Below are 25,488 nucleotides of genomic sequence, written 5' to 3' on the forward strand. Positions count from 1 at the left end.
TCACCACCCTTTCTATTTGTTGCTTGCTTGGAAAGTATCAGCATAGTCCTTGATGGCAGCATCAAGTTTTGCTGTATCTGGTAATTGACCAGTCTTCTTAATTTCGTCAAGCAAGTCTTTGTGATTATTGTCGAAGTAGTCAAACAATCCGTCTTGGAACTTCGTAATATCATCGATCACAACTGAGTCTAAGAAGCCGTGAGTCAATGCATAAAGGATCACAACTTGTTTTTCAACAGGAAGTGGTTTATGTAATGGTTGCTTCAAAACTTCAATTGTCCGACGACCACGATTCAACTTAGCTTGCGTAGCTTCGTCCAAGTCTGAACCGAATTGAGTAAATGATTCCAATTCAGCGTATGAAGCTAAGTCCAAACGTAATGTTCCGGCAACTTTCTTCATGGCTTTGATCTGAGCGTCACCACCAACACGTGAAACCGAAGTCCCGGCATCGATAGCAGGACGAACCCCAGCATAGAACTTATCACTGTCCAAGAAAATCTGTCCATCAGTGATCGAAATAACGTTAGTTGGAATGTATGCTGAAACGTCCCCGGCTTTTGTTTCAATGAATGGCAAAGCAGTCATTGATCCGCCACCAAGTTCATCACTTAACTTAGCAGCCCGTTCAAGCAAACGTGAGTGCAGGTAGAAAACGTCACCTGGGTAAGCTTCACGGCCAGGAGGTCTTCTCAAAATCAATGAAAGTTCACGGTAAGCATCAGCCTGCTTTGTTAAGTCATCATAAACGATCAAAACGTGTTTGCCGTTGAACATGAACTCTTCACCCATTGCGGCTCCGGCATATGGAGCGATGTAAAGCATTGGAGCAGGTTCTGAAGGACCAGCTGAAACAACGATCGTGTAGTCCATTGCGCCAAACTTACGTAATGTTTCAACTTGTTCACGAACAGTTGATTCCTTCTGTCCAATCGCAACGTAGATACAAATCATATTTTGATCCTTTTGGTTCAAGATCGTATCGATTGCCAATGATGTCTTCCCAGTCTTCCGGTCACCGATAATCAATTCACGCTGGCCCCGACCAATCGGAACTAAAGCATCGATCGCTTTGATCCCAGTTTGAAGTGGTTCTGAAACAGATTGCCGTTCCATAACCCCCGGAGCTTTTCGTTCTACTGGACGTGTCTTATCGGTTTTAATTTCGCCTAATCCATCAATTGGTTGTCCTAATGGGTTTACGACCCGACCGATCAATGCGTCCCCAACAGGAACTTCCATGATCCGGCCAGTCCGCTTAACAGTATCACCTTCGCGAATTCCCTTGTAGTCACCCAAAACAACGATCCCAACATCTGTTGATTCCAAGTTTTGAGCCATACCAAATACTCCATTTTGGAACTCTACCAATTCACCAGACAAGGCATTATCGAGACCGTTAGCACGAGCAATACCATCACCAACATAAGTAACAGTACCAACTTCATCAACAGATAATTCATCTTTATAATCTGCTAATTGTTTCTTAATAAGAGCACTGATTTCCTCAGCCTTAATGCTCATAAAAGTCTCACCTCTTTAACGTTTTAGTAACAGACGCTTGATCTTTTCAAGCTTCGTCTTAATCGAACCATCATAAATATGACTTTCAGATTGCATGACAACCCCGCCAATGATCGATGGATCAACCTTTGCATCCAAGATAACTTGGTTTGCACCTTCAACCTCAGCAAACTTCTTTGCAAGAGTATTCTTTTGTTGATTATCTAATTCAACGGCTGTCCGTACAACGGCCCGAACGACTTTGCGGTCTTGATCATAAAATCTGTTAAATTCATCAATGATTGCTTCTAAGTTACTGATCCGCCGGTAGTCAAATAACATGTTGAGCAGATTAGAAACCAATGCTGAAGCATTTGCAGTTAACGCAGAAAGAGTATCTTTCTTTGCTTTTTCATCGATTTGCGGACTTGTCATAAAGTTAACAAATCCAGGTTCTTGATTTAAAGCTGCTTTCAATCCATTTAATTCAGCTGCCGTTTCAGCAAGTGAATTTTGATCTTGAGCAACTTCAAAAAGGGCATTGCCATAACGACGTGCAATTGTTGCATTATCTATTGCCATTTTGCTTTCCCAACCCTTCAATATATGAATCAACTAATTCCTTTTGACTTTCAGGTGTTAGTTCTTTTTGAATAATCTTCGAAGCAATTTCAATAGATAATTCAGCGACATCGTTCTTTACACTTGATAAAGCATCTTGCTTTTCTTGTTGAATATCTTTCTTGGCATTGGCCTTCATTGTTTTAACTTCTTCATTTGCAGCATTTACAATTGAAGCTTCTTGTTGTTCACCGTTTTGTTTTGCGCGGTCAATGATTCCAGCGGCTTCTGTCCGTGAGTTTTCCAAAGCCGTTTGCCGTTTTGCAGCAAGGTCTTCAGCTTCTTTCCGGGCCTTTTCAGCAGAATCAATGTCGTTTGAAATCTTCGTTGCACGTTTATCCATCATCTTTGTGACAGGACCCCATGCAAAGTGCTTAACGATCAGCAACATGATAATGAACATAATAAGGTAGAAGAGGAAATCCCCCCATTGTACCCCTGCATCACCAAGTAAAAATGTCGAATACATCTATTGACACCTCCTATCCGTTATGGATTTCATGAAAGATCGTTATTTAACTAACAACATGAACGCAATAACGATTGCAATGATCGGGACAGCTTCGATCAAACCAACACCAATGAACATGTTTGTCCGTAATTGACCACTTAATTCTGGCTGACGAGCCATTGATTCCAACATCTTTGAAATAACCATTCCGTTACCAACACCAGTACCAATCGCAGCAAGTCCCGCAGCAATCCCTGCACCTAATAATGCTAAACCTGTCATAATATAATTCCTCCTTAAAATATCAGGCCTCTTTTTCGACCTTTTGTGAAATGTAAACCATTGCCAATGTTACAAAGACATAGGCTTGAATTGCTCCAATAAAGACGGAGAATCCTTGCCAAATCATTTCTAATGGCATTGCTGGGATAAATGTTAAAATCCCATGAGATTGAGCCATTTGGAAAACTAACTTAAGTAATACTTCACCAGCGTAGATGTTACCATAAAGACGAAGAGCAAGAGTAATGAAGTTTGTAAATTGCTCTAAAATCTTAATTGGAAACAATACCGGCATTGGACTTAAAAATGTATTTTTGACATACCCTTTAAATCCAAAGCGGTTAACCCCAGCAATATGTGAAATAACAAGAACCATAAATGCCAACGTTAATGTCGTCATTGGCGAAGCAGTTGGACTCTTTATATATGTAACATCCCCAATTACAAACTGGATGATCAATCCTAATTGGTTAGCAACGAAAATAAATACGAAAAGTACGAATGCGAACAATCCGTAATTACTTCCTTGGGCATCGGGAATCGCTGATTTTACAATTCCATTTGTAAAGTCAACGATCCATTCGAGAATATTCTGCTTGCCGGTCGGCTTCATCTGCAAGTTGCGTGAAAGCCAAATTAAAACGGCACATACAATAATTGCTGTAACAAGTCCAGCGACACAGTTCCCGACGTTAAATGAGAGCCCGAATAGCTTGACAATTTTACTTCCGTCATCAAACACCAAGTCTCACCTCTTTTCAATTGTAATAAGGTTGAAAACATTACGGTCGAACCATAAAATGATTTCGATCCAAAGATGGACAATCTCTGAATACATTTTTCATCATACCACCATTTTTATTAAATACAAAACCAATTTAAAGGCGTAGCACCACCATTTAAACGTATTTTAAAAATTTGATGTAAACGCTTTATAAGCATAAAACGTCACAAAAAAATCGCGGTATAATCACATTTTGATTTTCTTAAACTTTATTAATAGAATTTATAGATTAATTAACAACTATAATATTCGGCTATTATTTTGTTCCAAAGAGCCGGTCACCGGCATCGCCTAATCCGGGAACAATGTAACCATTTTCGTTTAAGTGATCATCCAATGCAGCAGCGTAAACATCGATGTCCGGGTGAGCTTCCCGCAAAGCCTTGACTCCTTCTGGAGCAGCGACTAAGCAAACAAACCGAATCGATTTGGCGCCCCGCTTCTTCAATGCATCAACGGCTGCAATGGCTGAGCCGCCAGTTGCCAACATTGGATCAACGATGATCATTTCCCGTTTATCAAGGTGATCTGGCATCTTGACAAAGTATTCGTGCGGTTGAAGGGTTTCTTCATCCCGGTACATTCCGATGTGACCGACCTTTGCGGCTGGCAATAATTCAAGGACGCCATCGACCATTCCGAGTCCTGCCCGCAAAATTGGAACGACAACGACCTTTTTCCCAGCCAGCCGTTTTTCAACGGCCGTTGCAACTGGGGTTTCAACCTCAATATCTTCAAGCGGCATATCACGGCAAACTTCGTAAACCATCAATTCGGCAATTTCGTTGACAACTTCCCGAAATTCCCGTGTTCCGCAATCCTTGTTTCGAATAATCGTTAATTTGTGTTGAATTAATGGGTGATCTAAAACTTCAAACTTTCCCATTTCAAACATCTCCTTTAATTTTTATTCAGTCCTATTTTATCGGATATTAAATAATTTTGCTACTCTAAACCCCAAGTTTGATTTCCGCTGGCTTTTTCCAAGCGGTTCATGTAGGCTTCCCCTAAACCGGTTGTTGGAAACTTTTGAACGAGGATCATTTTGGCATGTTCATCATTGTCTAAATGCCGGATCCCTGCAAAGAATTCTTTGCTTGCCGATTGCACATCTTGCCCTAAACTGAATTGAAGTTCAGCATTTGAAAGCGAAGCTAACACCTTATCCGTTGCCATTACCGCTACCTTTTGATCCTGATCTTTAAGCCATTGGTCAACTTGATCCCAATCTTGATCATTGACCATCAAAACTTGAGCATCCGGATTATAATGCTTGTATTTGGCTGCGGGAGCGGCATCCTTGCTGTCCTTCAGTAAAACCCTGGTTCCAAGAACATCTTCAATTTCTTTCGTGCTGATTGCTCCTGGGCGAATAATAACCGGCGTGTCCCCGCTTAAATCAATGATCGTTGATTCTACGCCGACTGCGGTTGGTCCGTCATCAACGATGCCCGCAATCTTGCCTTCCATATCATGAAAAACATGCTCAGCGGTCGTCGGGCTTGGCTTGCCCGATGAATTAGCAGACGGTCCAACGATTGGGGTTCCTGCTAGTTCGATCATTTTCAGCGTTACTTGATTATCCGGCATCCGAAAGGCAGCGGTTGGTAATCCGCCCGTAACAACTGGAGCTAACGCATGCGGCAAGGTTTTAAAGATCAGCGTCAACGGTCCTGGCCAAAATTGCTTGATCAGCTTTTGCCCCCATTCATTGATCTCCCCAACAAACCGTTCAACCATTGCCGTTGAACACACCGTAACGTTTAACGGGTTATCGGCTGGCCGGCCCTTAGCTTGGAAAACCCGTCGAACAGCCTTTTCATTGGTTGCATCTGCCCCCAATCCATAGACGGTTTCAGTTGGAAACGCAATTAATTCTCCAAGTTGAATTTCTTTTGCTGCTTGCGCAACTTCATCTGGTTTATAAATTTTAGTAATTTCCATTCGTTTGATTTCCTTTCTTAAAATTTGACCCGCACCATCCGGTCATGATGATTGATATCTTGGCGCACTTCAACGCTTGCTTGCGGAAACTGCTTTTCAAAAATTTGTTTGACCGCTTGTCCCTGATGAAACCCGATTTCAAAATACATTCGGGTATGCGGTTTTAAATACGAGGAACATTCCGCAGCAATTCGCTGATAAATTGCCAAACCGTGATGCGGTGCAAATAACGCAAGTTCCGGTTCGTGTTCTAAAACACTGCGGTCCATGTACTTCCGTTCGTCTTCAGCAATATACGGGGGATTCGAAACGATCACATCGTATTTTCCATCCACGTCATTTAAAAGATCACTTTGGACAAATTTGACAGATTCATTTAGCACCGTCGCATTCTGTTTGGCAACGGCCAACGCATCAGTCGAAATATCGCTTAACGTTACGTCCCAGGTTGGGCGTTGAGCTTTAAGCGCCAAGCCGATTGCGCCCGTTCCGGTACCAACATCCAGCAAGTTGATCGGCTGCTCATCATAATCCGCTAAGATCCAATCAACCAGTTCCTCCGTTTCCGGGCGCGGAATCAAGGTTGCTTCAGTTACTTTAAGCTGCAGACCGTAAAAAAATGCCTTGCCCGTAAGGTATTGGGCTGGCCAACCGTCAACAAACTTTTGAACGTTTGTCTGATACTGCTGCCATTCCTCATCCGGCATTGGATCGCGAAAATGCATCAACAGTTGGGCTTCATTCCATCCCATCTGATCGCACAACAGTAAATCAGCGGCATCCGCTTCCAATCCGTGCGCTTCAATAAAAGAAAAAGCCCATTGACGGGCCTTAAAATAATTTACTGCATTATTCATTTTGCAATTTCTCCAATGCCTTAGTTTGATCATACAATACTAACGCATCAATAATGTCATCTAAATCACCGTTCATGATCTTATCCAACTTATTCAATGTCAATCCGATCCGGTGATCCGTAACCCGGTTTTGCGGGTAATTATATGTCCGAATTCGTTCTGACCGGTCTCCAGTTCCAATGGCTGACTTCCGGTTTTCGTCGTATTCACTTTGTTCTTGGGTCTTGTAGTAATCGTAAACCCGGGCTTTCAAAATCTGCATTGCCTTTTCCCGGTTTTGTTGCTGTGAACGTTGGTCTTGCATTGAAACTACGATTCCAGTCGGCAAGTGCGTCATTCGAACAGCTGATGAAGTCTTGTTAATATGCTGACCACCGGCACCTGACGACCGGAAAACATCGACCCGAATATCCTTAGGATCAATTTCGATTTCAACGTCCTCTTCTTCCGGCATTACCCCGACCGTTGCGGTTGAAGTGTGGACCCGGCCAGCTGATTCAGTAACGGGAACCCGTTGAACCCGGTGAGCGCCGCTTTCATATTTTAATTTCGAATAAACATTTTTCCCGTTGATCAGCAATACGACTTGTTTGAATCCGCCGACTTCGGTTGGAGTTTTATCAACGATTTGCACTGACCAACCTTGTTTTTCGGCATAGCGGGTGTACATGTTGTATAAATCTGCTGCAAACAAACTTGCTTCGTCCCCGCCGGCAGCTCCCCGGATTTCCATGATGATGTTCTTTTCATCATTCGGGTCTTTGGGAATCAAAAGAATCTTAATTTCTTCTTCAAGTTTTTCCTTTTCAGCCTTTGAATCTGCCAGTTCATCCTTGACCATTGATGCCATTTCTTCATCATCTAAACCGGCATTCAACATTTCCTCATCATCTTTGATCTGCTGCGTAACCTTCTTATACTGGTTGTACTTTTCAACGGTTTCGCGCAAATCGGCCATTTCCTTTGAAAGCTTAGTGAACCGTTGCGTATCAGCAATTACATCCGGATCAGAAAGCAATTCGCCCAGCTCTTCGTAACGGTCTTCGAGCATTTGTAAACGATCAAATAACTTATCCATCTTGTCCTCCATTAAATATTATTCTTCAATATCTTTGCGGATCTCTTCCAGCGGCGGGTTAACGTAGTGTTTCCGGCAAACTGGGAAATATGCCTCGTTGCCGCCGATCATGATCTGCTCGCCGTCATAAACCGGCTTGCCATCATGTATTCGAAGGTTCATGGTTGCTTTTTTGGCACAGAACCAGCAAATGGTCTTCATTTCTTCGATTTTGTCAGCATATAGCAAAAGATATTCGGAACCTTCAAACAACTGATTCCGAAAGTCGTTCTTTAAACCGAACGTCATTACTGGAATTCCTAATTCATCAACGATTCGCGTCAATTCAATCACGTGATGTTTTTTCAAAAATTGGGCTTCATCAACTAACACACAGTCGATGTTCTGTTTTGAAGCCACAATTTCATACACATCCGTTTCATCAAAAATCGGAATTGCCGGCCGCCGTAACCCGATCCGGCTTGAAACATATCCGACTTCATCCCGGTTATCCAGCCCGCTTGTTAAAATCACAACGTGCTTGTGCTGTTCCTCATAGTTGTGAGCAACTTTAAGGATTTCAATCGTTTTACCGCTGTTCATTGCGCCATAACGGAAAAAAAGCTGTGCCATAAACCCATCTCCATAAAAAAAGTCTTTCTAAATAAGTATATACGATTTAAAGGCAAAATTCATTCCCTCACTTAAAATTTTCGGTGCTTTAATTATTAATTCGGACATTTATTTCGAGTTCGCTCAAAATAATTAACAAATTTCATTGTCTTTTAGTCCTTTAAGGTTAAAATAGATTAACAATATCATCAAAACACAAATAATTATTGGAGGATCAGTAATGACGACCATCGATTTATGTATTAAAAGCAACCACGTTTTAAATGTCTTCTCCCGGTTATTCGAACCGAATGTCCTCTGGATCAATGACGGGCAAATCATTGCCACCGGCGAATCATCGACCTTCCATGCCCGGCGGACTCTTGATTATGCTGACCAATACATCGTTCCCGGATTTATCGACGCTCACGTTCACATTGAAAGTTCCCTTTTAACGCCAAGTGAATTGGCCAAGGTAATTCTGCCGCAAGGAACGACCAGCATCTTCACCGATCCGCATGAAATTGCTAATGTTGCTGGGGCAAACGGCATTCAATACATGATCGATGACGCACGGCAATCGCTGCTGGACGTTTACACGATGCTGCCTTCCAGTGTTCCATGCACTCCGTTTGAAGACAGCGGCGCAACTTTGACCGCCAAAGAACTGAAACCATTTTACCAGAATCCAACTGTCCGCGGCTTAGCTGAAGTGATGGATTATCCAGCAGTTTCGTCGAATCAACCTGATATGATTGCTAAACTGAACGATTGTCTTCAAGCCGGCCGGCAAATCGATGGCCACGGATCCGGCCTTTCACGACACCAGCTCGATGTTTACCGGCAACACCAAATTTCGACTGACCATGAAGCAACTACGATCCAGCAAATTCAAGAACGGATTAATGAAGGTTTTTACGTTTTCCTGCGCGAAGGAACCGTTGAACGCGACCTTGAAAATACCGTCGGCGCAGTCAATGAATCCAATGCCAGTCGGTTCGCATTTTGTACTGACGATAAATTAGTTGACTCCCTTTTAAATGAAGGCGGGATCAACGACTGCATTCGCAAAGCAATTCAACACGGTTTGCGGCCCGAAACAGCGTATACGATGGCAAGTTTTAATGCTGCCCAAGCTCACCAAATCCCTTTCATCGGCGCCCTCAATCCGAATTACCAAGCAGACATCGTTGTCTTAGACGACCCGTATGATGTTAAGATCCACCAAGTTATCAAAAAAGGCCACTTAATTTCAAATCATGATTTTAATACCCACCCATTATCGTTTGCGAAAAACACAATGAACTTTGCGCTTTCGCCAGCTGATCTCCAACTTCCGCTGAATTCAGCTACCGCAAACATCATTCAGGTAATTCCGAACCACATCGAAACTGAACACTTAGTCGAACCCGTTTCAATTCATAACGGAAACTTCTGTCCTGATCCTTCCAACAATCAACTTAAAATGGTCGTCGTTGAACGCCACCATCATACTGGCAAAATCGGCAAAGCGATCGTAAAGGGCTTCAATCTAACTCATGGAGCCGTTGCATCCTCAATTGCCCACGATTCCCACAATATTATTGCCGTTGGAACAAATGACGCGGATTTATTTGCTGCCATTCAGCATCTTCAAAAAGTTGGCGGCGGAATCACTGTCTTTGCAAATCACCATGAACTGGCAACCCTGCCGCTTCAAATCGGCGGGTTGATGTCAAATCTTTCATATAAAGAGACTGCTCAAAAATTGAACGCGATCACCGCAGCTTACCAACCGATCAGCCGGCCGATCGCCTTTAACCCATTTATTACCTTATCGTTCTTAGCGTTGCCGGTCATCCCAACCTTAAAATTAACGGCGCGCGGCCTTTACAACTTTGACCAGCAAAAATTTATCCCGATTGAAGCTTCTATTAATTAAAGGACGGAAAAGTGAATTTCAGATTCTATTATGATAAAATGCGAATAGTATTTTAATTTTAGGAGATAGATCAATGGCACTTAAAAGTAAATTGGCAATTGCTGCCGGAAAATCTTCTTACTGGTTTTTGCATAATGTAATGCATGGCGGAACATCGCTTCCAGGCAAGATCACCCTTGCAATTGATCCAGACGTTTTAAAGGAACTTGCAAAGGATTATGAAATCGTGATCGTTACCGGAACCAACGGGAAGACCCTGACAACGGCCCTTACGGTTAAAGTTCTTAAACAAAAATACCCAGAAATTTTGACTAACCCGAGCGGTTCAAACATGAAGCAGGGAATCGTCAGCACATTTTTATCTGCTAAAAAAGTCAAGAACGGTAAAAAAATCGCTGTTTTGGAAACGGATGAAGCCAACGTCCCGATTATTTCACAGTACGTTGCCCCAACTGCTTTTGTTTTAACCAACATTTTCCGGGATCAGCTCGACCGGTTCGGCGAAATCTACACCACATATAATAAGATCCTTCAAGGAATCAAGATGCACCCGCAAGCTAAGACCATTGCCAACGGGGACGAACCGCTATTCCACAATTTGCAGGATCTGCCGAACCAAGTTGTTTACTTTGGCTTTGACAACCAACCGGATCACGATCAAAAAGCTCCGGCTAATACGGATGGAGTTTTGTGTCCAAAGTGCGACCACATCCTTCATTATTACAGCCGCAGCTATGGCAATTTGGGAAAATATTTCTGCCCGCATTGCGGATTTGAACGGCCAGAATTGACTTACCGGATGAACGCGATCGTGGATCAAACACCGCAATCATCAACCGTTAAGATCGATGACCATGAATTTACGCTTCACATCGGCGGAACGTATAATATCTATAACGCGCTTGCTGCATATTCTGTTGGCGTTGAATTTGGTTTGCTGCCGCACGAAATCACGAAAGCCCTTGGTGCGGATGATAAAAACATCTTCGGGCGGCAAGAAGTTGTCCATGTTGGGGATAAAGATGTAACGATCATCCTTGTTAAAAACCCGGTTGGTCTTGACCAGGTATTGCAAATGATCAAAACGGACAAGAACCCGTTCTCGTTGGCATTCCTGTTAAATGCAAACTATGCTGACGGAATCGACACCAGTTGGATCTGGGACGGCAGTTTTGAAGAATTACCATTTGACCATATTCCATCAGTGTTGACCGGTGGTGAACGGTATAAAGACATCACTTTCCGGATGCGCGTTGCCGGCGTTCAGAAAGAACATTTTGCCCAACGGCCGGACTTAAAGGAAGCCGTCAACTATATCAAACAAATGCCAACAAAGCATGTTTATGTTTTGGCAACCTACACCGCAATGTTGCAATTACGGAAGATGCTTGCTGACGAAGGTTACATCAAAGGAGGAATGGAATAATGCAATATCATTTGAATTTAGCCCACCTCTATGGTGATTTGCTTAATACTTATAGTGACATTGGCAATATTTTGGTTTTGAAATACTATGCCAAACAAATGGATACCGATATTGATGTTCAAATCGTTTCTTTAGATGATGACTTTGATCCGGATAAATTCGACTTCGCCCTTTTCGGCGGTGGTCAAGATTATGAACAAACAATCGTTTCAAAGGATCTGCCAAATAAAGCAGCAGCCATTAAAAAGTTCATTAACGATGACAAACCAATGCTTGCAGTTTGCGGTGGTTATCAACTGCTTGGGCAATATTACATTGGCGCAGACGGTAAAAAGATTCCGGGCGTCGGTGCATTGCCACACCGGACTGAAACTCAAATCAATAACCGGTTCATCGGCGATATCCGAATCAAAAACGAAGAAACCGGCGAAGAATACCACGGCTTTGAAAATCACAACGGGGTAACGTTCCTGGGCGAAGGCGAACGTCCTCTTGGAAAAGTGATCGAAGGTCATGGAAATAACGGTCAAGATGGTTCTGAAGGTGCAATTTACAAAAATGTCTTTGGAACATACTTCCACGGACCAGTTCTCGCCCGGAACGGAAACCTTGCAAAGCGTTTCTTATTACTGGCACTAAAAAAGAAATATCCTGATGCTGACTTTAGTCAACAAGAAGCATTGGAAATTAAACCAACATATTAAAAAGAACAGAGGTTGAGACATAAAAATCTCAATCTCTGTTTTTTCTGCCATAATCAGGTTCCAAAACAAACGAGCTATGTGGATTCGAAAATCTCTGAATCTATGCTGGCGCGATTCATTCGCTTTTCTGCTTCCACCACGCTCGTTTTTACTGTTTTGTCACACCTTCCTATCCTTTCGTAATATACACATATAATTCAGTTGTTGAAAACCCGATCGAATACTTGATTCCATGGTTGATAATCGTCTTCGACGTTGTCTGGGTTTTATCCTGATTCTTCGTTTTGCTTTCAAATTCATGCATGACCTGCTTGCCGTTGGCGCCAAGGGCTTGACTGAAAAGTGCAAACGCCGTGCCGAATTGTTGAGCTTGGGTCTTGTCCTTAAAACTTTTGACCGGGATCATCATTGTAGCCCCCATCAAGTTGCCGTTTTGCACATTCAACCGCAACGTATAAGCTGAATTATCCACGACATTGTGAATCCCGCTTAACTGCGCCGGAAGTTGTTCACTCTTCGTTGTGAATTGCAACTGCTGAACCTTTTGTTCAACCTGTTGCGCCTGCTTCATTTGCTGCATCAGTTGCGGATTTGGTACGCTTGGCGCCTTCTTCAAGGTCGACGCTGCCTTTAGCGTTTGAACTTCTTGCGGGGATAACTTGCTCATGACGACCATTTGATTGTACTTTTGCACAATTTGCTGGTAGTTACCCAATTTTTTCGCCGCGTTCACCGTTACGGTTTGCTGCTGTTGCTGACCAGCGTGAGCGACCGTGATCTTCACTTTTTGTTGCTGATCACTTGCTGGAACCTGAATCACAAAGGTTTTATCATGAACCTTAACGCTGTGTTTCGTTCCATTATCAATTTGATAAGTAACCGTATTGTGATTAACAGTATGACCTTTCACAACCGCAACCATTTCATCTGGTGAATAAGTTTTCGACGTGGTTGATAAACTGACCTTGCTGCAGCCGGTTAGAAGCAATGAAAGCCCCGCGGTTAAAATTATTCCTAATTTTTTGTGCATGTTCATTCCTCCTAATCCATCTGAATATTGCCTTCAAATTGTGAATTATACAAGTCCGCGTAGAAACCGTTCTTCGCCAATAACTGGTTATGTGTTCCGGTTTCCACAATCGAGCCGTGATTCATCACAATAATGTTATCCGCATCCTGAATTGTGGATAACCGGTGGGCAACCACAAAACTCGTCCGGCCCTCAAGCAGCTTGTTCATGGCGTGTTGAATCTGCAATTCAGTTCGTGTATCGACACTTGAGGTTGCTTCATCCAAAATCAAAATTTCCGGATCAGCCACAAATGCCCGCGCAATTGTCAACAACTGCCGCTGCCCTTGCGAAATGTTCGAGGCTGATTCATCCAAAACGGTTTTGTAACCATTGGGTAATTGTTCCACAAAATCATCCACATGCGCCGCCTTCGCAGCCGCAAGAATTTCTTCATCCGTTGCATCCTGGCGCCCGTACTTCAAGTTATCCCAAATCGTGCCTGAGAATAACCATGTATCCTGCAAAACCATCGCAAAGTGGAACCGCAGTTCTTCCCGCGACATATCCCGCGTATCGACCCCGTTTAACCGAATCGAACCACCTTTAATATCATAGAACCGTTCAAGCAGGTTGATGATCGTTGTTTTCCCGGCTCCAGTTGGCCCGACGATCGCAGTCATATGCCCTTGCTTGACCGTCAAATTATAATTTTCCATCAAAATCGGGGCATTATCATAACCGAATTTCACGTGTTCAAATTCGATTAACCCGGCCGGATCTTTTTCAACCGGTAACCCGGATTTTGTTTCCTGCATATCCGGTTCATCCAAGACGCCGAAGACCCGTTCAGCCGAGGCGATCGTTAATTGAATCGTGTTTGCCAGGTTGGCCAATTGGGAAATTGGTTGCGAGAAGTTGGTCGTATATTGCAACATCGCCTGGACATTTCCCAATGAAATCTGTCCGCTGGTAACCTGAATTCCACCGACAATCGCAACGCAAACGTAAGTCAGGTTGCTGATAAATGACATAATCGGCATCATAATTCCGGAAGCCATTTGCGCCCGCCATGATGCTTGGTATAAGGCTTCGTTTTCCTTTTCAAAGTCATCGATCGTCTTTTGTTCCCGGTTGAAGCTCTTGATCACGTTTTGACCAGCGTAGTTTTCTTCGATTGCGCCGTTCAAAATTCCGAGATGCTTTTGTTGCGCGCCGAAATTTTTCTGCGATTGAGGGGCAATGATTCCGATACAGATCATGCTTAACGGCACTGAACAAACAATAATCAATGTAAGTTTCCAGCTGATCGTCAACATCAGCCATAATGTCCCGACAAGCTGAACAACGGAAGTTACCAGCTGCATCAAACTTTGCTGCAAAGTCGATGAAATGTTATCCATATCATTAATGGCCGTACTGATAATATCCCCGTTCGAGTGCATGTCGTAAAAGTTGACCGGCACCGTCATCATTTTATGCTTCAACTGTTTCCGCATGCTGTAAACGGTATGTTGCGACATGTAGTTCATGATGACCCGTTGGATAAACGTTAATACGGCTGAACCGACGTACATTGCCATGACGATCATTAAAATGTGGCCGATTTTGTGAAAATCAATTGGCCAGTGATGCATCGCAATGCCGGCTTTTTGCATTGCCGTTCCTTTCATCACGCCTTCAAAAATCGTCGTCGTTGCCTGACCCAAAATTTTCGGCGTGCGAATCTGCAATACTTGCGCGGTGATTGCCAACGCCATCGTAACTAAAATAGCCGCAATCTGATTCTTCATGTACTTTAATAACCGCCATGTTGTCTTCCAAAAGTGCTGCGGTTTTTCAATTGGACCGCGATTTCGTTTAGGCATTTTGCTCACCCTCCTTTGATTCCCGAATTTGGGAGTTCACAATTGACTGGTAAACCTTGTTCGTTGCGAGTAATTCCTGGTGGGTCCCCTGACCGACGACCTTGCCTTTATCCAATACTAAAATCAAATCAGCATCGGCAATCGTTGAAACCCGCTGACCAACAATAACCACAACGTGTTTTTGAATTTCTTCATCGGTTTTTAAGGCTGCGCGTAACTTTGCATCCGTCTTAAAGTCCAATGCTGAAAATGAGTCATCGAAAACGTAAACGGAAGCTTGTTTGACCAAGACACGGGCAATCGCTAACCGTTGCCGCTGCCCACCAGAAAAGTTAGCGCCGCCCTGTTCAACGTGCGCATCAAGCTGGCCGTCCAGTTCCTTTACAAAATCACTGGCTTGCGCAATCTCAAGGGCGTGCCAAATCTGTTCATCAGTTGCTTTGGCATCCCCGAACTGCATGTTTTCGCGCAATGTTCCTTCAAACAAGTTCGCCTTTTGCGGGACAAATGATACGGCTTGGTGAATGGCCTGCAGCGTCGTGTCCCGAACATCAACGCCATTGACCTTGACTTCACCTTGAGTCGCGTCATAGAACCGCGGAATCATGTTGATCAAGGTTGATTTCCCTGACCCGGTTCCACCGATGATCGCCAACGTTTGTCCGGCATGCAGCTTAAAGTTGACCCCTTCAAGCGCATCCTTTTGGGCATCCGCATACTTGAACGCCACGTTGTCAAATTCAAGCGCAGATGGCTTATCCAATGATTGCGGATCCTTGGCGTCCGTGATCGGCGTCGTCATGTTCAAAACTTGGTTCAACCGTTTAGCTGACGCTTGCGCCCGCGGAACCATTACGAATACCATTGACAGCATCGCAAAACTCATCAAAATTTGGGCTGCATATGTAATAAAGGCAATCATGTTTCCGACTTCCGTGACTTGAAAGGCGATCAAATGGCTGCCCCAGTAAGTGATCACGACGTTGGTTGCACTCATGATCAAGGTCATTAACGGCATCATCAACCCGGTAATGTTGTAGACCTTGATCGCGTTATGCGTATAGTCCTTATTGACTTCATCAAAGCGTTGCTGTTCCAGTTCATCTTGGCGGAATGCCCGGATGACCCGGACACCGGTTAATCCTTCGCGGAAAACCTGGTTGACCCGGTCAGTCTTTTTCTGCATCGCAAAGAATAACGGTCCGGCAAAGCGAATCACCAGTGCCATGATGACCGCGATCAACGGCAAAATGACAATAAAGATCGTCGTCAACGTTGCACTCCGCCGGTAAGCTAAAATGCTTGCCCCGATCAGCATTAACGGCGCCATCAACATCATCCGCAGAAACATCAACGTTACGTTTTGAATCTGCATAATGTCGTTCGTTGTCCGCGTAACCAAGGATGACGTCCCGATCTGCTTCATTTCATCGTGCGAATAGTTGATCACTTTCCGGTAGACGTCGCTGCGCAACCGCTGGCCTAACTTTTGCGAACCTTTTGCTGAAAAATAAACGTTAAACGCTGCGGCCGCAACACTGATCAGCGAGAAAATCATCATCTGAATACCGACCATCCAAATGTAATGAACATTGCCCTTCGCAACTCCATTATTGACGATGTTCGAAGTCAGCGTCGGCAAGTACAGCGTCGTTATGACTTGAATCGCCATGAAAATCGTTGCTCCGATAACCTTCGACTTCGGCAATCGTTTCTTCAATAGATTAATCATCCGCATTTCCTCCTTGATCTTGAATTCCGAATTGTAACCAATTCAATAAGGTATTAAAATTTTGAATCGCTTCCTGATACGGATCATCAACGTTGAAGCGGTCCGCCATAAAATACATGCTGATCGACTGGATCATCATCGTTGTGATCTGCCGGTTAAGCAAAACATAATTATGCGCGGTCAATTCGATTCGTAATTTCTGCTGATTAATCAACTCACGGTCATCATCGTGTTTTGACCGCCGTTGCTGATGAAGTGCCTTGCGCATTTCCTTAGAATTACGGAACTGGAAAAAGGTATTCTTCCAAAAAGCGTGATTCTTTTCATTCCGCATCATATCAAGAATATCCTTGAACAAAAGCGGTACTGCCGCAAAGAAATCACCCTGGTGTTCCTGCAAAAGCTGATGCCAAGTTCGATACCACTCTTGCGAAAACTGCATCACTAAGTAGGCCTGCAGATCATATTTATCTTCAAAATACTGGTAAAAACTTCCGCGCGGAATCTCAGCAAGTTTAATAATATTGCTGATGGAAGCGTCAATCGCCGGCACCCGAGAAAACTCTTCAAAACCCGCCTTCAATAGCCGCCGCTGCTTCTCCTGCGGAAGATTTAGAAATGTTTGCTTCGGCATTTTTTCATTCCTTTCTAACAATATGACACACTGTCATATGACAATATGTCATATTAGTGCTTTAAGAACCAAATGTCAAATTAATTTGAATCATTTCCATTTCAATTCGCTTCCTAATTTAAAATTTAATTGGAAATCAACACCTTAAATGTACGAAAGTATCCCCTTGGTATAAACCCAAATTATAGATGATTACTATCCAAAAGATATCTTTTAGATATAAAAAGATCCTGCCAAAAAGCAGGATCTCTGAACCTTATATCAACCTATTTTTCCGCAAACACCACTTTTTCTTCCGTGTCAATGTAGCTTGCGGAAGCCGGTGTTGCGAACACCATTTCACCGTTCTTGTCGCTGAAGATTCCTAATGCTGCAATCTGCGCCATGTACTTCTTCAACGGTTCAGCTTCAAGTTCCGTTTTCACATAATTGAGCTGTAAGTGGTGCATTGTGTTCTTGGTTGCTGAACGAAAACCTAAGTTTAATTTCTTCATTTAAATTCCCTCTTTCGTAATTAATTCGCTGACTGATTATTCACTAACTGCTGGTGAAGCTGAAAGCTCTTCGGTCCGGGTAACCTTGATGTTAACAACATTTTCGCCGGTCAACTTGCCGATAATTTCAGCAAATTCCGCGATCTTGTCGTCAGTTGCGCTGGCATTCACGCCGTTAAATGTCCGGCGGCGGGTCTTGCCTTCGCCTAAATCATGTTCAAGGTAAATTCCGGTCTTCTTCCATTCTGCTTTAACTGTCATTTTAAATTCCTCCAATTTCTAAATGGCTGAAAATCAAGTTCGATCACGAACTGTCATCGGATCAAAACCGATTTTCAAGTTCATCGTGGTGGTGTAAGTCGCGCGCCCCTTACATCTTTATTAACGAATTGACCCGCGATTTTTCCCACCCTCAAAATTGATTTTTTTCAAAAAAGATTCAACTTTCTTTCGCAACCGAGCTTTGCGGCGATAAATCGCATTCGGATGAACCCCGATTTGCGCGGCAATTTCCGCCACCTTTTTGCCTTGAAGCCGTTGTTCAACGTACAGCCATTCCTTAGCGGTACAGATTGCGCGAACGGCTGCCAATAACTCTGCATCTTCAATGCCGGCATGCACATCGACCCGGTCATCCACAATATCCCAATCTTCATTGGCAGTTGAAATGATCGGCGCTTCAACTTCATGATTGCGCTGCTGCTTGCGTAAATAGTCCAGCAAGCCCCAGTAAATCTTGGTGAAAAAGTAATTAAACCGGCGTTTCCCGGTATACTGATTCGTCGCATACGCCTTTAAGTACAGCAGGCGCCCTTCCGAAACCAAATCATCATAGTCGTTATGCACCTTGGTAATATGCAGCTTCTTCAACACCGCATAAATTACGGTGTCATCGGCTAATAGTTCCTTAAATCCATCTTGATTTTCCACATTCGAGTCCTGTCATGACGTTTCCTTTACTTTGATTTCAACCTGGCCAAATTGATACTTCAATCATAGAAAATTCTGCTAATTCTTAATAGATAGCAGTCAATTTCAAAGACTTAGAAATGAATCGAATTCTAAAATTCAGAATGGTTAAAGAAAGCGTTGACAGAATATCGAACCGTTAAGTAAAATTTATAAATATAATAAAATATTATCGTTTTTAATAAAAATTAATAATCCAGTCAGGAGTTTTGCCCATGCTGATTACATATTACGCTAATACGAACCAGCTTTCCCCTTCATCCCGGATCGTGATCGATTATGATGCCACCCTTGACCCCGCAACGACGGTCATGTTTTGTAAAATCAATGAACAAAAGCTGCGCACCATGATCTTTCGCAATGACGGCACGATCATTAAGACGCCGCAAACTCCCAAAACACTGATCAAAAAGCTGCTTGCGCCGCATGGCAATCTTGGAGCAGTTCTGATCGACGGGATCATCAACCATCTCTATCAAACTTCGCATCCCGGAACGCGGCAGCTGCCGATCATGGGCAAGGACTGCCTGATTTTCCCCGCAGTTGGGATGACGCGGCATCCGGGCTGCTGGGTCTTCTTAAACAAATACCCGATTCGCAAGGAAAGCCCGTACCGCTTCACGGTCGATATTCCGGAACACGACATTGAACTGCGCTTGGAAGTCGACCGCAAAGTTTTTCAAGCCAATAAAAATACCGCGTACCAGTGTTACGGCGTGGCTCAAGCCATCTTTCCGCAGCGGTTCACGGTTAAACTGCCGCCGCATTATGAAACGACACTTACTAATCAAGAAGTCGCCAACATTATGAGTGCGCTGGGAACGTCGCGGATCGTTAAAATCTTGAAAGAAAAATTCGGGATGAGTTTGTGGGATATTAAACGGATAATTAAGTAAAAAAAGAAGACTTGTTATAAAAGCAAGTCTTCTTTACCTATGTATAAATTTTAAGCTTTCTTTTTGAAACAATCAGTTGGTAAAAGTACTCCAAAAAGCGGGCATATTCCAATTGCGAAAAATAACATCAAAATCGTTATAATGATATTAAACCCAATGTCTCGAAAACGTCGAACTGTTACAGGAATGATCAATAAATTTGCGACAATAAAATTTATCGCAATGATGATTTCAAAAATCGTTATTGCCAATCCATTAATATTCATCAATGTAAATATAAAAAGCAAATTACATCCAGTAAATAAGATTGCGTAAAAGTAAATCATTGGAAATAAATATCTTCTGCGAGTAGTAATTCCCTTGAAATCTATCAATCCATGAATAAAATCAGAAATGCTTTCTTTAAAACTTACATATCCTTGTTCATTAATTTTATGCATTTTTAATAACTTTTCCTTTCTTAATCATTGTCATCATCACTTGGTGGAAAAAGTATTGCCAGTATTGTAAAAACAAATGTTATAAAGGTTAAACTCATATCAGTTGCCGTACTGATTATATCCGTCCACTTTTCTATCCCAGAATTAAAACTTTTTTCAATCTTTAAATCGTTAAATTGTTTAACGGAATAAACACAACATAAGAAAGCAATAAATATCAATGCTAGACTAAAAAGATAACTACCAGATTTTGTAATTATTGTAAAAATAATAATCATAACGTTTAGGCATGTTCCTAAAATAAAATTTCTTTTTTTAGCAATTTTTATATTTTTAGAAAATAAACCTATAAGCAAACATATAATTGTAACTAAAATAGCAAAAGCATATACAGATAAAACTACTATAATTATAAAATTTTCATCTATTAAAAACGTTAGTACGCCTAAAAATAATCCTATAGCTCCCCAGAATAAAAAATACGATATTATTTGACAACAAAGCCAAATTACTTTGTTATATTTTTCACAAAATAAATTAAATGTTACTTCTAAAATATAACTAACTACCCAAAAAAACGTTAAATAATATCCTGAATGAGACGAAACAGTAATTCTTTTGAGATTAAATTTCATTATTAACATTATAAAAATGGGGATTAACATTCCTATAGCTAAGCAAGACAAAACCTGTCCAATATATTTTTTATTCTTCATTTAATCTTCCCTTTTATCTACACAGCTATTCTTTCTGAAACTTTCCCGTCGGCATGCACAGCAAAACAAGCAAAACGGCCCGATAAATCATTCCGATAATCGAAACTATCGGTGAAATAAACCCAATTATATTTAACGTGTAGTTCAGCCCGTTTTTCATTCCCGTATCACGAAGCCGGCGGACATTAAGAGCTAACAGCGGAATCATTAGGCCGAGTAAAACCAGCCCGGAAACTACCATCAACAGCCACGAAACGTTGGGCAAACATCCGCTGATCACTCCCATTATAAAGCACCAGATAAAATTAATAATCACATATGATAACAGGCCCCAGCCAAACATTTGTAAGTTAGCCCGGCCATTAAAATTAACCGCATTGCGGAAAAAGGATTTCCACCCTTGAATAAAGGTAACTTTTAACTTTCCCTCAGTTCCGTCCGGGTTAAAAACAATCACTGAGCTGCCCGTGTTTTCGTGACTTGCCCTTGTGATGGTTACAATTAACAAGATCAAACTGACAATCACGCCGATGAAACCGCCGTACAGCCACAACACTGGGAACCATTCAACTGATTGAGAAGCGACTCCCAAATCGCCTAAAAAGCCAATGATTGCTCCCACAAACGGGAGGGCAATGATCGCGATGATTTTACCCGTAAGCCCGAAATGCGAAGAATGAGCCATCCAGAGCATAAATATCACGATCACAATTAATGCTAAAACTAATCCAAATACCATTTCTTACTCCTTAAATTCTTTTATTATGATTTATCAATTATTCTGCGAGCGCCTTCGATACTTACATATAGTTCCCCAAATAATAACCATAATTCCCAGAATCAAAGCTAAAATTATCCCCAATGCAACTCCAATCGCAATTCCAGCAGCTCCTCCAAGCATCCATAGCATTGGAAACCATTCAGTCGCTTTTGAAGCCACCGTTAAATCACATTTAAATCCAACTATCACTCCAACAATTGGAAGGACGCCGGAAGTCACTCCCGTTACAATCGCGATTACGATTGCAACCACAGTACAAACTTTTTTACCTCGCGGTGATAGATATTTTGCTATATATACCGCATACACAATTAACGCAATGAGGATAATTGAAATTAATAATTTCATCGCTTACTCCTAGAATCCTTTTATTAAATTCATCTCGTGATTCACTCACATCTCTTAAAATAATAGCAATATTTAAGTTACGATTACGATTCACTTTAAAAAATTAATCTTTTCTTAAACTTTGACATTAAAAAACACCAACTGCTTTCACAGTTGGTGTCAGATTGATTTTTATTTCATTCTTAGCCTAATAAGAATTATTCTTCTTTCGCTGCAATTTACCAGTTGGTTGCAAAGCAAAATAACCAAAAAAATTCTATAAATTGAACCAATTATTGGGACTAAAAACAAAATAAATCCAATTACATTCAAGATGTAATTCAACCAATTCTTCACTCCCGTGTCGCGAAGCCGGCGAACATTAAGGGTCAACAACGGAATTGCTAATCCAAGTATTAAGCATAGCCAAATTCCACTCACAGCCTCCGTTACAAATTCTTCTAATTGATAATTGGAAAATGGAATAAGGTTAATCAACCTTCTAAATAGTTCCAATATCAAATTAACAATTACATAAGCCAACACGCCCCAGCCAAACAGTTGTAAATTAGCCCGGCCGCCAAAATTAAATGCGTTATGAAAAAAAAACTTCCATCCTTGAACAAAAGTTACCCTTTGTGGTTTCTCAGTTCCGTCGGGGTTAAAGACCACTACGGATTGACTTAAGTTTTCCTGAGGTGTTTGGGTAGTAGTTTTGATACAGATCGCTACACTTGCAATCAAACCAATAATTCCCCCTACTATCCACAACCATGGAAACCAATCAGGCGACTGTATTCTGGAAGCTACAATGCAATCTCCAACGTAACCGCCAACCATTCCCACATATGGAAGAAGGATCATTGCAATAATTTTTCCAATCGAACAAGTCCGCAAAGAATGTTTCATCCAAATTGCAAGTCCAATTACACCTAAAATTACCGTTAATACTAATAACATTCCTTACTCCTTAAATCCTTTTATTAAATTCATTCCGTGATTCACTCACATCTCTTAAAATAATAGCAATATTTAAGTTACGATTACGATCCACTTTAAAAAATTAATCTTTTCTTAAACTTTGGCATTAAAAAACACCAACTGCTTTCACAGGTGGTGTCAGTTTGATTTTTATTTCATTTCGCCGCTTGGATTATCATGATTTAACGTGATGATCTCACTTGGTTCGACCTTGAAGAAGTCGCCCACTAATTTCCGTAAGTCTTCCATTGCAGCTTCCATGTTTGCTGCCTGTTCTTTGGTTGCGGCTTCGGTTACCAAAACGGCATGCGTCGTCTCTTCCGTCAGCATTGTTCGTTTCGCTTCGCGCCAGTTCCAGCAACGGCAGATTGCTCCGCCTTGATCGTAGTAGCAGACTTCGCCCGGAAGTGTCGGTTCGCTGTCATCGGCTCCCAACGGCCAAAATTCATCGCCGCCGGCAGTTACGCCTAAGTGCATGTCGCCATCCATTTGGTCAAGGTCTTCACCGCCGCACGGAACGCCATACCGTAATGAGATGCTGTTGTATAAATCAACTAACGGAATGATCGGCTTAAAGTCGCGGTCCTGACTGACCCGTTTCAACATTGCTTCAATTGATGACCGGGCGCCTTTTTTCTTTTTGAACTGTTGATAAACTTTGCGCCAACTAGCAACGACCGGATTGTTGCGGAAAGTTTCGTCTTGAATGTACTTCTTGGACTCTTCCTTCGCACCCGCAAGCAGCTTTTCAAAGTACGAATCGTCCTTTTCATCAACGTGATTGTTGATTCCGTCGACCGTAAAATATCTGATTTCGGCTTCCGGGAACTTTTCAAACAATGATTCATCTAAGATAAATTTTTTCATTTCTTTTTCCTCCTCACCTTAATTTTAAGGCAGTTAAAAAAGTGTGACAAGAGAAGAAAAACACCAGCCGTTTCCACAGCCAGTGTTTCATTCATTTCGGTTATTCAACACCCATTTGTTGTTTAACAACGTTCACGATTTCCATGACGTAATCATGAACCAATTCAGGGGTTTTAGCTTCACACATTACCCGCAATAAGTCTTCGGTTCCTGAAGGGCGAACCAAAACGCGACCCTCGCCGTCCATCTTTGCTTCAACTTCCTTGATGACCTTTTGGATTGCGGAATTGTTCAATGCAGCCTTCTTATCCGTTACGCGAACATTTACAAGTTCTTGCGGATACTTTTCAACTTCGGCTGCTAATTCAGACAACTTCTTGCCAGTTTGTTTCATGACGTTCAATAATTGAAGCGCCGTCAACATGCCGTCCCCCGTTGTATTGAAGTCTAAGAAGACAACGTGCCCTGATTGTTCACCACCGAGGTTGTAGCCGTCCTTCAACATTTCTTCAACAACGTACCGGTCGCCGACTTGCGTCTTAACTGAATTCATTTCAGCCTTTTCCATTGCCTTGTACATTCCAAGGTTACTCATCACCGTTGTTACGATCGTACTTTTCTTCAACCGGCCGCGTTCGTTCATGTACTTCCCGCAAATGTACATGATCTTGTCGCCGTCAACAATGTTTCCTAATTCATCAACGGCGATACAGCGGTCGCCGTCCCCGTCAAAGGCAACGCCGGCTTGGGCGCCTTGTTCAACAACGAATTTAGCTAAGGCTTCAGGGTGTGTTGAACCAACACCATTGTTGATGTTCAAGCCATCTGGATTCGTTGCCATCGTTGTGAAATCAGCGCCTAAATCTGCGAATAAGCGTGAAACCAACGTACTTGTTGATCCGTTTGCCCCGTCAACGCAGATGTGCATTCCTGACAAATCATCCGGAATTGTTTGTTCAAGGAATTGAGTATACTTCAAGGCACCTTCCTTAAAGTCGCTCATTGTTCCTAAGCCTTCTGCTGATGGCCGTGGCAATGTGTCTTCATCCTTATCAAGCAAAGCTTCAATTTCGGCTTCCTTTTCGTCAGACAACTTGTAGCCGTCGCCGCCGAAGAACTTGATTCCGTTATCTTGAACCGGATTGTGTGAAGCTGAAATCATGACCCCGGCGTCAGCATCTTGCAGACGAACCAAGTATGCTACCCCAGGAGTTGTGATTACGCCCAAGTCGAACACTTCAATTCCAACTGAAAGTAATCCGGCAATCAATGCGTGTTCAAGCATTTGGCCTGAAATCCGAGTATCACGTGCCACTAAAACCCGTGGTGCCCGTTCTTTATTTGTAGCATGTTGCGTCAATACATACCCACCGCAACGGCCCAATTTAAATGCTAATTCAGGGCTCAATGATTCATTCGCAATGCCCCGAACGCCATCTGTTCCGAAATACTTCAATTTCATCGTATTTTCCTCATTTCATATTAGTAACTAATATAGCTATTATATCATTTTGGCATCCATTGTTTCTTATAAATTGTTAAAACAAAAGAGCTCACAATAGTGATATTTTACCATAAACCCCGCTGAATGATTAGTCTTATCTTGAACAAA

28 protein-coding genes are annotated in these 25,488 nt (G+C 42.3%); 4 read left to right on the forward strand and 24 right to left on the reverse strand.

Features of this window, described 5'->3' with window-relative positions:
• Positions 1 to 12: 12 nt before the first annotated feature.
• The 10 genes from atpA to Q3C15_RS02480 form a co-directional block, all read right to left on the reverse strand.
• On the reverse strand, positions 13 to 1,524 hold the full coding sequence (atpA, locus tag Q3C15_RS02435) for a F0F1 ATP synthase subunit alpha (RefSeq protein ID WP_204778990.1): 1,512 nt from the start codon (positions 1,522 to 1,524) through the stop codon (positions 13 to 15).
• Positions 1,525 to 1,539: 15 nt separating this feature from the next.
• A complete protein-coding gene (gene atpH / locus Q3C15_RS02440; RefSeq protein ID WP_302703886.1) occupies positions 1,540 to 2,085 on the reverse strand; it encodes an ATP synthase F1 subunit delta in 546 nt (181 codons plus the stop codon).
• Positions 2,072 to 2,593, reverse strand: a complete 522-nt coding sequence (gene atpF, locus Q3C15_RS02445) for a F0F1 ATP synthase subunit B (protein ID WP_302703892.1) — start codon at positions 2,591 to 2,593, stop codon at positions 2,072 to 2,074. Before atpF ends, atpH begins: the two co-directional genes overlap by 14 nt.
• A 42-nt stretch (positions 2,594 to 2,635) precedes the next feature.
• Entirely contained in the window at positions 2,636 to 2,857 is a 222-nt protein-coding gene (gene atpE, locus Q3C15_RS02450) for a F0F1 ATP synthase subunit C (RefSeq protein ID WP_057826852.1), read from the reverse strand.
• A gap of 22 nt (positions 2,858 to 2,879) precedes the next feature.
• Entirely contained in the window at positions 2,880 to 3,599 is a 720-nt protein-coding gene (gene atpB / locus Q3C15_RS02455; RefSeq protein ID WP_302703896.1) for a F0F1 ATP synthase subunit A, read from the reverse strand.
• Between the two features lie 298 nt (positions 3,600 to 3,897).
• Positions 3,898 to 4,527, reverse strand: coding sequence for a uracil phosphoribosyltransferase (gene upp / locus Q3C15_RS02460; protein WP_057826850.1), 630 nt, complete (start codon positions 4,525 to 4,527; stop codon positions 3,898 to 3,900).
• A 59-nt stretch (positions 4,528 to 4,586) separates the two neighbouring features.
• Positions 4,587 to 5,585 carry an L-threonylcarbamoyladenylate synthase gene (locus Q3C15_RS02465; RefSeq protein ID WP_057826849.1) on the reverse strand — a complete coding sequence of 333 codons (999 nt, stop codon included), beginning with the start codon at positions 5,583 to 5,585 and terminating at the stop codon, positions 4,587 to 4,589.
• 17 nt (positions 5,586 to 5,602) lie between these two features.
• Entirely contained in the window at positions 5,603 to 6,442 is an 840-nt protein-coding gene (prmC, locus tag Q3C15_RS02470) for a peptide chain release factor N(5)-glutamine methyltransferase (protein ID WP_204778987.1), read from the reverse strand.
• A complete protein-coding gene (gene prfA / locus Q3C15_RS02475) occupies positions 6,435 to 7,520 on the reverse strand; it encodes a peptide chain release factor 1 (protein WP_057826847.1) in 1,086 nt (361 codons plus the stop codon). The genes prmC and prfA overlap by 8 nt, the downstream gene beginning before the upstream one ends.
• An 18-nt stretch (positions 7,521 to 7,538) precedes the next feature.
• The gene (locus Q3C15_RS02480) at positions 7,539 to 8,132 is read right to left on the reverse strand and encodes a thymidine kinase (RefSeq protein ID WP_057826846.1); all 594 of its coding nucleotides are present in this window, start codon (positions 8,130 to 8,132) and stop codon (positions 7,539 to 7,541) included.
• Positions 8,133 to 8,352: 220 nt separating this feature from the next.
• On the opposite strand from Q3C15_RS02480, the gene ade reads away from it, so the two are divergent.
• The 3 genes from ade to Q3C15_RS02495 all read left to right on the forward strand — a co-directional run bounded on the left by ade (position 8,353) and on the right by Q3C15_RS02495 (position 12,162).
• Positions 8,353 to 10,032 carry an adenine deaminase gene (gene ade / locus Q3C15_RS02485; protein WP_302703902.1) on the forward strand — a complete coding sequence of 560 codons (1,680 nt, stop codon included), beginning with the start codon at positions 8,353 to 8,355 and terminating at the stop codon, positions 10,030 to 10,032.
• Between the two features lie 73 nt (positions 10,033 to 10,105).
• Positions 10,106 to 11,458: a Mur ligase family protein gene (locus tag Q3C15_RS02490; RefSeq protein ID WP_302703903.1), complete on the forward strand. Its 1,353-nt coding sequence runs from the start codon at positions 10,106 to 10,108 to the stop codon at positions 11,456 to 11,458.
• On the forward strand, positions 11,458 to 12,162 hold the full coding sequence (locus tag Q3C15_RS02495) for a type 1 glutamine amidotransferase (protein WP_289554849.1): 705 nt from the start codon (positions 11,458 to 11,460) through the stop codon (positions 12,160 to 12,162). The genes Q3C15_RS02490 and Q3C15_RS02495 overlap by 1 nt, the downstream gene beginning before the upstream one ends.
• 169 nt (positions 12,163 to 12,331) lie before the next feature.
• Here Q3C15_RS02495 and Q3C15_RS02500 read toward each other — a convergent pair whose 3' ends face one another.
• The 7 genes from Q3C15_RS02500 to Q3C15_RS02530 all read right to left on the reverse strand — a co-directional run bounded on the left by Q3C15_RS02500 (position 12,332) and on the right by Q3C15_RS02530 (position 18,829).
• Positions 12,332 to 13,192: a hypothetical protein gene (locus tag Q3C15_RS02500; protein WP_302703906.1), complete on the reverse strand. Its 861-nt coding sequence runs from the start codon at positions 13,190 to 13,192 to the stop codon at positions 12,332 to 12,334.
• Between the two features lie 11 nt (positions 13,193 to 13,203).
• Positions 13,204 to 15,039: an ABC transporter ATP-binding protein gene (locus tag Q3C15_RS02505; protein WP_302703908.1), complete on the reverse strand. Its 1,836-nt coding sequence runs from the start codon at positions 15,037 to 15,039 to the stop codon at positions 13,204 to 13,206.
• A complete protein-coding gene (locus tag Q3C15_RS02510) occupies positions 15,032 to 16,771 on the reverse strand; it encodes an ABC transporter ATP-binding protein (RefSeq protein ID WP_302703909.1) in 1,740 nt (579 codons plus the stop codon). The genes Q3C15_RS02505 and Q3C15_RS02510 overlap by 8 nt, the downstream gene beginning before the upstream one ends.
• Positions 16,764 to 17,405 (reverse strand): TetR/AcrR family transcriptional regulator, encoded by a 642-nt coding sequence (locus Q3C15_RS02515; protein ID WP_302703910.1) that lies wholly within the window; start codon positions 17,403 to 17,405, stop codon positions 16,764 to 16,766. Before Q3C15_RS02515 ends, Q3C15_RS02510 begins: the two co-directional genes overlap by 8 nt.
• A gap of 266 nt (positions 17,406 to 17,671) precedes the next feature.
• The gene (locus tag Q3C15_RS02520) at positions 17,672 to 17,899 is read right to left on the reverse strand and encodes a DUF2922 family protein (protein ID WP_057826838.1); all 228 of its coding nucleotides are present in this window, start codon (positions 17,897 to 17,899) and stop codon (positions 17,672 to 17,674) included.
• 36 nt (positions 17,900 to 17,935) lie between these two features.
• Entirely contained in the window at positions 17,936 to 18,160 is a 225-nt protein-coding gene (locus Q3C15_RS02525) for a DUF1659 domain-containing protein (protein WP_057826837.1), read from the reverse strand.
• A gap of 120 nt (positions 18,161 to 18,280) precedes the next feature.
• Positions 18,281 to 18,829 (reverse strand): RNA polymerase sigma factor, encoded by a 549-nt coding sequence (locus tag Q3C15_RS02530; RefSeq protein WP_302703912.1) that lies wholly within the window; start codon positions 18,827 to 18,829, stop codon positions 18,281 to 18,283.
• A 254-nt stretch (positions 18,830 to 19,083) separates the two neighbouring features.
• Here Q3C15_RS02530 and Q3C15_RS02535 point away from each other — a divergent pair, with 254 nt between their 5' ends.
• A complete protein-coding gene (locus Q3C15_RS02535; RefSeq protein ID WP_302703914.1) occupies positions 19,084 to 19,764 on the forward strand; it encodes a hypothetical protein in 681 nt (226 codons plus the stop codon).
• A 50-nt stretch (positions 19,765 to 19,814) separates the two neighbouring features.
• On the opposite strand, the gene Q3C15_RS02540 is transcribed toward Q3C15_RS02535, so the two are convergent.
• From Q3C15_RS02540 to glmM, 7 genes are all read right to left on the reverse strand, one after another.
• The gene (locus tag Q3C15_RS02540; RefSeq protein ID WP_302703915.1) at positions 19,815 to 20,204 is read right to left on the reverse strand and encodes a DUF805 domain-containing protein; all 390 of its coding nucleotides are present in this window, start codon (positions 20,202 to 20,204) and stop codon (positions 19,815 to 19,817) included.
• A gap of 20 nt (positions 20,205 to 20,224) precedes the next feature.
• Positions 20,225 to 20,920, reverse strand: coding sequence for a hypothetical protein (locus Q3C15_RS02545; protein WP_289554858.1), 696 nt, complete (start codon positions 20,918 to 20,920; stop codon positions 20,225 to 20,227).
• Between the two features lie 25 nt (positions 20,921 to 20,945).
• The gene (locus Q3C15_RS02550) at positions 20,946 to 21,659 is read right to left on the reverse strand and encodes a DUF805 domain-containing protein (protein ID WP_302703917.1); all 714 of its coding nucleotides are present in this window, start codon (positions 21,657 to 21,659) and stop codon (positions 20,946 to 20,948) included.
• A 33-nt stretch (positions 21,660 to 21,692) separates the two neighbouring features.
• The gene (locus Q3C15_RS02555) at positions 21,693 to 22,049 is read right to left on the reverse strand and encodes a hypothetical protein (RefSeq protein WP_302703919.1); all 357 of its coding nucleotides are present in this window, start codon (positions 22,047 to 22,049) and stop codon (positions 21,693 to 21,695) included.
• 171 nt (positions 22,050 to 22,220) lie between these two features.
• Positions 22,221 to 22,988, reverse strand: a complete 768-nt coding sequence (locus Q3C15_RS02560) for a DUF805 domain-containing protein (RefSeq protein WP_302703921.1) — start codon at positions 22,986 to 22,988, stop codon at positions 22,221 to 22,223.
• Between the two features lie 171 nt (positions 22,989 to 23,159).
• The gene (locus Q3C15_RS02565) at positions 23,160 to 23,876 is read right to left on the reverse strand and encodes a B3/4 domain-containing protein (RefSeq protein ID WP_302703923.1); all 717 of its coding nucleotides are present in this window, start codon (positions 23,874 to 23,876) and stop codon (positions 23,160 to 23,162) included.
• A 100-nt stretch (positions 23,877 to 23,976) separates the two neighbouring features.
• Positions 23,977 to 25,332 (reverse strand): phosphoglucosamine mutase, encoded by a 1,356-nt coding sequence (glmM, locus tag Q3C15_RS02570; protein ID WP_057826911.1) that lies wholly within the window; start codon positions 25,330 to 25,332, stop codon positions 23,977 to 23,979.
• Between the last annotated feature and the right edge of the window lie 156 nt (positions 25,333 to 25,488).

The sequence above is a fragment of the Ligilactobacillus sp. 110_WCHN genome (assembly GCF_030518115.1).
GTDB lineage: Bacteria > Bacillota > Bacilli > Lactobacillales > Lactobacillaceae > Ligilactobacillus > Ligilactobacillus aviarius_C.

Excerpts from the sequence above, each read along its gene's own strand:
- atpA (WP_204778990.1), bottom strand. The coding sequence starts at position 1,524 with ATGAGCATTAAGGCTGAGGAAATCAGTGCTCTTATTAAGAAACAATTA.
- atpH (WP_302703886.1), bottom strand. The coding sequence starts at position 2,085 with ATGGCAATAGATAATGCAACAATTGCACGTCGTTATGGCAATGCCCTT.
- atpF (WP_302703892.1), bottom strand. The coding sequence starts at position 2,593 with ATGTATTCGACATTTTTACTTGGTGATGCAGGGGTACAATGGGGGGAT.
- atpE (WP_057826852.1), bottom strand. The coding sequence starts at position 2,857 with ATGACAGGTTTAGCATTATTAGGTGCAGGGATTGCTGCGGGACTTGCT.
- upp (WP_057826850.1), bottom strand. The coding sequence starts at position 4,527 with ATGGGAAAGTTTGAAGTTTTAGATCACCCATTAATTCAACACAAATTA.
- Q3C15_RS02465 (WP_057826849.1), bottom strand. The coding sequence starts at position 5,585 with ATGGAAATTACTAAAATTTATAAACCAGATGAAGTTGCGCAAGCAGCA.
- prmC (WP_204778987.1), bottom strand. The coding sequence starts at position 6,442 with ATGAATAATGCAGTAAATTATTTTAAGGCCCGTCAATGGGCTTTTTCT.
- prfA (WP_057826847.1), bottom strand. The coding sequence starts at position 7,520 with ATGGATAAGTTATTTGATCGTTTACAAATGCTCGAAGACCGTTACGAA.
- Q3C15_RS02480 (WP_057826846.1), bottom strand. The coding sequence starts at position 8,132 with ATGGCACAGCTTTTTTTCCGTTATGGCGCAATGAACAGCGGTAAAACG.
- ade (WP_302703902.1), top strand. The coding sequence starts at position 8,353 with ATGACGACCATCGATTTATGTATTAAAAGCAACCACGTTTTAAATGTC.
- Q3C15_RS02490 (WP_302703903.1), top strand. The coding sequence starts at position 10,106 with ATGGCACTTAAAAGTAAATTGGCAATTGCTGCCGGAAAATCTTCTTAC.
- Q3C15_RS02495 (WP_289554849.1), top strand. The coding sequence starts at position 11,458 with ATGCAATATCATTTGAATTTAGCCCACCTCTATGGTGATTTGCTTAAT.
- Q3C15_RS02500 (WP_302703906.1), bottom strand. The coding sequence starts at position 13,192 with ATGCACAAAAAATTAGGAATAATTTTAACCGCGGGGCTTTCATTGCTT.
- Q3C15_RS02505 (WP_302703908.1), bottom strand. The coding sequence starts at position 15,039 with ATGCCTAAACGAAATCGCGGTCCAATTGAAAAACCGCAGCACTTTTGG.
- Q3C15_RS02510 (WP_302703909.1), bottom strand. The coding sequence starts at position 16,771 with ATGATTAATCTATTGAAGAAACGATTGCCGAAGTCGAAGGTTATCGGA.
- Q3C15_RS02515 (WP_302703910.1), bottom strand. The coding sequence starts at position 17,405 with ATGCCGAAGCAAACATTTCTAAATCTTCCGCAGGAGAAGCAGCGGCGG.
- Q3C15_RS02520 (WP_057826838.1), bottom strand. The coding sequence starts at position 17,899 with ATGAAGAAATTAAACTTAGGTTTTCGTTCAGCAACCAAGAACACAATG.
- Q3C15_RS02525 (WP_057826837.1), bottom strand. The coding sequence starts at position 18,160 with ATGACAGTTAAAGCAGAATGGAAGAAGACCGGAATTTACCTTGAACAT.
- Q3C15_RS02535 (WP_302703914.1), top strand. The coding sequence starts at position 19,084 with ATGCTGATTACATATTACGCTAATACGAACCAGCTTTCCCCTTCATCC.
- Q3C15_RS02540 (WP_302703915.1), bottom strand. The coding sequence starts at position 20,204 with ATGCATAAAATTAATGAACAAGGATATGTAAGTTTTAAAGAAAGCATT.
- Q3C15_RS02545 (WP_289554858.1), bottom strand. The coding sequence starts at position 20,920 with ATGAAGAATAAAAAATATATTGGACAGGTTTTGTCTTGCTTAGCTATA.
- Q3C15_RS02550 (WP_302703917.1), bottom strand. The coding sequence starts at position 21,659 with ATGGTATTTGGATTAGTTTTAGCATTAATTGTGATCGTGATATTTATG.
- Q3C15_RS02555 (WP_302703919.1), bottom strand. The coding sequence starts at position 22,049 with ATGAAATTATTAATTTCAATTATCCTCATTGCGTTAATTGTGTATGCG.
- Q3C15_RS02560 (WP_302703921.1), bottom strand. The coding sequence starts at position 22,988 with ATGTTATTAGTATTAACGGTAATTTTAGGTGTAATTGGACTTGCAATT.
- Q3C15_RS02565 (WP_302703923.1), bottom strand. The coding sequence starts at position 23,876 with ATGAAAAAATTTATCTTAGATGAATCATTGTTTGAAAAGTTCCCGGAA.